This is a genomic window from uncultured Methanobrevibacter sp. (assembly GCF_902801725.1).
In the GTDB taxonomy this organism is placed as follows: Archaea; Methanobacteriota; Methanobacteria; order Methanobacteriales; family Methanobacteriaceae; genus Methanocatella.
On the sequence record NZ_CADCJB010000083.1, the window covers coordinates 1 to 4,150 of the forward strand.

Consider the following 4,150-nt stretch of genomic DNA (forward strand, 5'->3'; position numbering starts at 1 on the left):
TAGGTATAAATGGTTACAATCTCATCAAAAGTCAGTTTCTCTCTGGAAAGGTCTGAAAGACTGGATTTGGAATACTTTTTTCTCATCTTATCCATATTTTCAAAATAATCAAAATCAATAGCAAGACCCCGGCAGTTTGGACATCTCAAATCCCCATCAATCAGATTTTGCCCGCAAAATGGACATTTCATATTTAGCACCTCTCTTAAATCAGTTTTGCAATAACCCAATTATTTAACAGGATGAATTGTACTTCTGCCTGTCTTGAATTGGTATCTTTAATATCTGTTGCGCTTTTGACCTCCCAGATTAGCGTATATTCGCTGTTTGCAACATAACCTACTGTTTCGCCGTTGATTTCAACGCGTATTGCGTTGGGGTCATGGGGATTGTCGGGCTCGGTAATTAAATCAGCAACCGTTCCTTCCTTAAAGGGCGCAAAACCCTGGTAGTAGTCAATTCCTGTAATGTTGATGTATGTTTCAGTGGGTTTTAATTTTTTCAGCTGTTTTTCTGCCTTTTCCACATCATCATAGCGTTCAGCTCCAAGAGCACGAGTGATACTTGCTTCTACGGGCTCGCCCAGCTGGTCTAAAATGTCTCCTTTAAGTTGAAAATATGATCCGCTATCACAATTTTCAGGAAGTATTTCTATTGCTTCATCGATTAAGTCCAGATCCTGAGGTTTTGTTCTATGAAAAAGCACATCCATATATAATTTTGCTTTAATACATCCTGCTTCGTTTTTTAAAAATGTTTCATTAGAGGGCTTTTTGGATAATGCCGCATCATAATATATTAAGGCTTCTTCATATTGATGATTTTCATCCAGAATTATTGCTTTTATGTTGTAGTATTCTGCAGGAGGATTAAAACGCATTTCAATAGCAGAATCCATAATAATCAGTGCTTCATCAGCTATGCCATCATCTTCATATAGCTTCCAGGCTTTTTCGGATAGAAAATCTGCGATTACATTACCCTTAAAATGTCTTTGCGTTGAAATAAACTTCTCAATTCCATGTTTTAATTCATTATGATATTTTTCTTTCTGATTATCTTTTTCAAGCATATCATATGAATCAATGATGAAATGGGCTGTTCTTGCACAAATTTTTAACTTATCCCCTCCAAATTGATTACCGTTTACTGCTTTCAGGGATTCAAATACTTTTTCATATGTGTCAATGGCTTCTTTAAAGCGGCCTCTGCGGTATAAAAAATCGCCTCTGCCTGCAATATTTATTGAATCAGCATAACGCCCGCGGGAGTATTCAAGTGAAATGCATTTTTTCCAGTACTTTTCTGCCGAATCATAGTCTTCAATCGCTTCATATTCACCTGCAATAGCAGATAACACAAAGCATTTTTGAGGAATTATCCATGTGCATCTTAATGCTTCATTATAGAAGTTTATTGCAATTGAATGGTCTTCCTTTATAGAGCAGATCCTGGCTTGGTCGCAATAGTATTTATAATAGTCGAATGCTATTTCATCTTCATCTTCATCTGTATCATCATAGCCTCCGCCGCCTCCACAGTGACTGCAGATATCTCCTTCATCAACCCAATTGCCGCATGAACAGTATCCCATAACAATCAATCCCATATTAATTTTAATATCCGTTTTATATTTAATATAAGATTTAGTTTAATGACAATATAAAGTTATGGGTATAAGTTGTGAATAAAAAAAGTTGAAAAAATTATTTATTGGACAGACTCTAAACTATATTTTTGTGGTATTCTACACTATAACTTTAAACCCATATGTCATTTCAAATTTAATTATATTGTATCGGGATGTTACTTTCACTTATGATAGTTGCTTGGAGAATAGCTTATGTTTTCAATGATAAATGAACAATATAATCCATAGCAATCATTTTATTTTTAATTTAATGGAATGGTTTTCACATTAACAGTGCCCTTTACGTTTTTGGTTTTTATTTTCAAACTGGAATAATACATGTTGTCCAATTGAAATCATAATTTATAGAATTCCAGGTACCCTTTCGCCCTTTTCGGCTATTCTATACATTCTGCCATCTCTTAATCAGGATTTACACATTCCATTACCCCAAGATCAATCAGATTTTTTAAAGCTGAATAAAAGAAATTCCGGCTTATGTGTCTTTCTAGTGCAGGATACAATACATACAAGACATCATCCATATCTCAGTTTTCACATCAGACTTCACTATTCCTGGTGTAAATCATCTTGCAGGTCTTTTCAGACTGCACTCCTTTCCAACCATTCCTTAATATCATCGAATTCATCCACAACAAACAAATAGCTTTTAGCAGAATATATGCCATATTTTTGAACTTTCACTTTTTTGGGAATGGGATTCATGAATCTTAATGCTTATTTGTTTGTACTTTCCCAACTCAAACCTGAGTTATCGTTCATCAGTAAAGTCAACTAATGGCTAAAGCTTCATCTATTGTGTTTCCTTTGTAGTTGAAGGTTTTTCGCAAAATCATCAGTCATCTGAGATATGTATTCGCAAATTGCAGCCATATAAACATAGTGAAGCTCATTTAACAGTTTTAAAGTCATTAAAAAATCATTTCCTTCAAGTTTATCAAGAGAATGCTGATTGCAGTAGTTTAACATGACATTTAACATTCCTTCATCCTTTGTTTTAAAATCACTGTATTTAATATCCGTTTCATTTAAAATATGGCCTGCAAAATTTAAAATGCCTGAAAATTCATTAACAGACACATTTAACTTCACACAATCGAGAATGTTTTTCAGATTCCTTATATCAACATTGCTTTCATCTATTTCATAAAGCTCTTCCAAATCAACGTCAAAATGCTTATCATCATCTTTCAGATGTGGAAATGAATCCACAGTCTTTTTAATGTTTTTTACAAGATTCACCAGTTCTTTTCTCGGCATCTGTCTTGGATTTTCATAGTATGCCTTAAAAAGCTTTCTTAATATATACTTTCCCTTGCCGTCGTATCGGTTAACATTGAATGAATTGATAATTCTGTTTTCAACAAACTCATCGATTTCGGTGAAAAATTTCTCTGCAGCCTGTGAAAAGTAAACCAGATTTTTTATAATGTGTTTGCGGTTATTCTCATCGACTGATATCACCTCATCAAAATTAAAAATATCACTGACATTTCTCATAGAGTTTTGAGAGACGTCTATGATAAAGTATGAAATGATTGTGCTTGTCATTGCATGCCACTTCACGTGATTATCGATTCTTCCCAATTGAGCCAGTTCTAACTCCAAAGCCCTGAAGAGATCATAGCCGCTGCACTCTTTAATGGAAGAGTCTTTTTTAATATCTTCAATAATACTGTTAATCTGACCTGCCAGATCTTCAATGCGATATAAATCCCCGTCCAGAAGACTGTCATCCAAATCATGTTCTCTCTGGGCAATTTAGGAAAATGGATATTCAGGACGGCTTTCATCATCAAAATAATCATAATACATTATGCTTTCATACTTTGATGCATCTCTAACAAATCGGGTCAAATCCCATCTTTTATCTTTTTTAATCACATTGGTATGTTTCAATATTCCGTCCAGGGTTTGCCATGTTAAATTAAGCCCCGGCCTTTCGTTTCTCTTTTCAACGATTTCAACAATTTTCAAACCATTGAAATTATGTTTGAATCCGCCGTAATCAATGAGGAAATTGAGCTTGCCTCCAAGATCATCATTTCCTCTCATGATATCATCCAGAACCCTTTCACCGGAATGGCCGAATGGAGCGTGTCCAATGTCGTGGCCCAATGCAATTGATATTGAGAGATTTTCATTCAAGCCCAGATTTCTGCAGATGCTTTTGGAAATCTGTGCAACTTCAAGACTGTGAGTTAACCTGGTTCTGTAGTGATCTCCCAGTTTATTTGAGTATACCTGTTCCTTATGTTCAAGTCTTCTGAAAGATTTTGTATAAACGATTCTGTCTGCATCCCTGCTGAATTCATCTCTTAAAACATAATTTTCAAAATCATCTCCCAGATGATTTCTTTTTGCCTCTTTAAAAAATCTGTCAGTTATGCGGGATTCCTGTGCCAGATTATTCTTAATAAAATTTCGTGTTTTTTCAATTTCTGCTTTATCCATTTAACCATCCTCCTAAATTTTTTATAACATCCTTAATATTACATT

At 34.6% G+C, this 4,150-nt stretch carries 5 protein-coding genes; all 5 read right to left on the reverse strand.

Going from position 1 to position 4,150, the window contains the following annotated elements; all coding sequences use genetic code 11:
- Positions 1-191: hypothetical protein (locus QZV68_RS10210; RefSeq protein ID WP_296880891.1), on the reverse strand; the 191-nt coding region annotated here is incomplete at its 3' end.
- A 14-nt stretch (positions 192-205) separates the two neighbouring features.
- Positions 206-1,594 carry an HIRAN domain-containing protein gene (locus QZV68_RS10215; RefSeq protein WP_296880892.1) on the reverse strand — a complete coding sequence of 463 codons (1,389 nt, stop codon included), beginning with the start codon at positions 1,592-1,594 and terminating at the stop codon, positions 206-208.
- A gap of 639 nt (positions 1,595-2,233) precedes the next feature.
- On the reverse strand, positions 2,234-2,356 hold the full coding sequence (locus tag QZV68_RS10220; RefSeq protein ID WP_296880893.1) for a hypothetical protein: 123 nt from the start codon (positions 2,354-2,356) through the stop codon (positions 2,234-2,236).
- Positions 2,357-2,440: 84 nt separating this feature from the next.
- Positions 2,441-3,391, reverse strand: coding sequence for a hypothetical protein (locus QZV68_RS10225; protein ID WP_296880894.1), 951 nt, complete (start codon positions 3,389-3,391; stop codon positions 2,441-2,443).
- A gap of 21 nt (positions 3,392-3,412) precedes the next feature.
- Positions 3,413-4,105 (reverse strand): dGTP triphosphohydrolase, encoded by a 693-nt coding sequence (gene dgt, locus QZV68_RS10230; protein WP_296880895.1) that lies wholly within the window; start codon positions 4,103-4,105, stop codon positions 3,413-3,415.
- Positions 4,106-4,150: the final 45 nt, after the last annotated feature.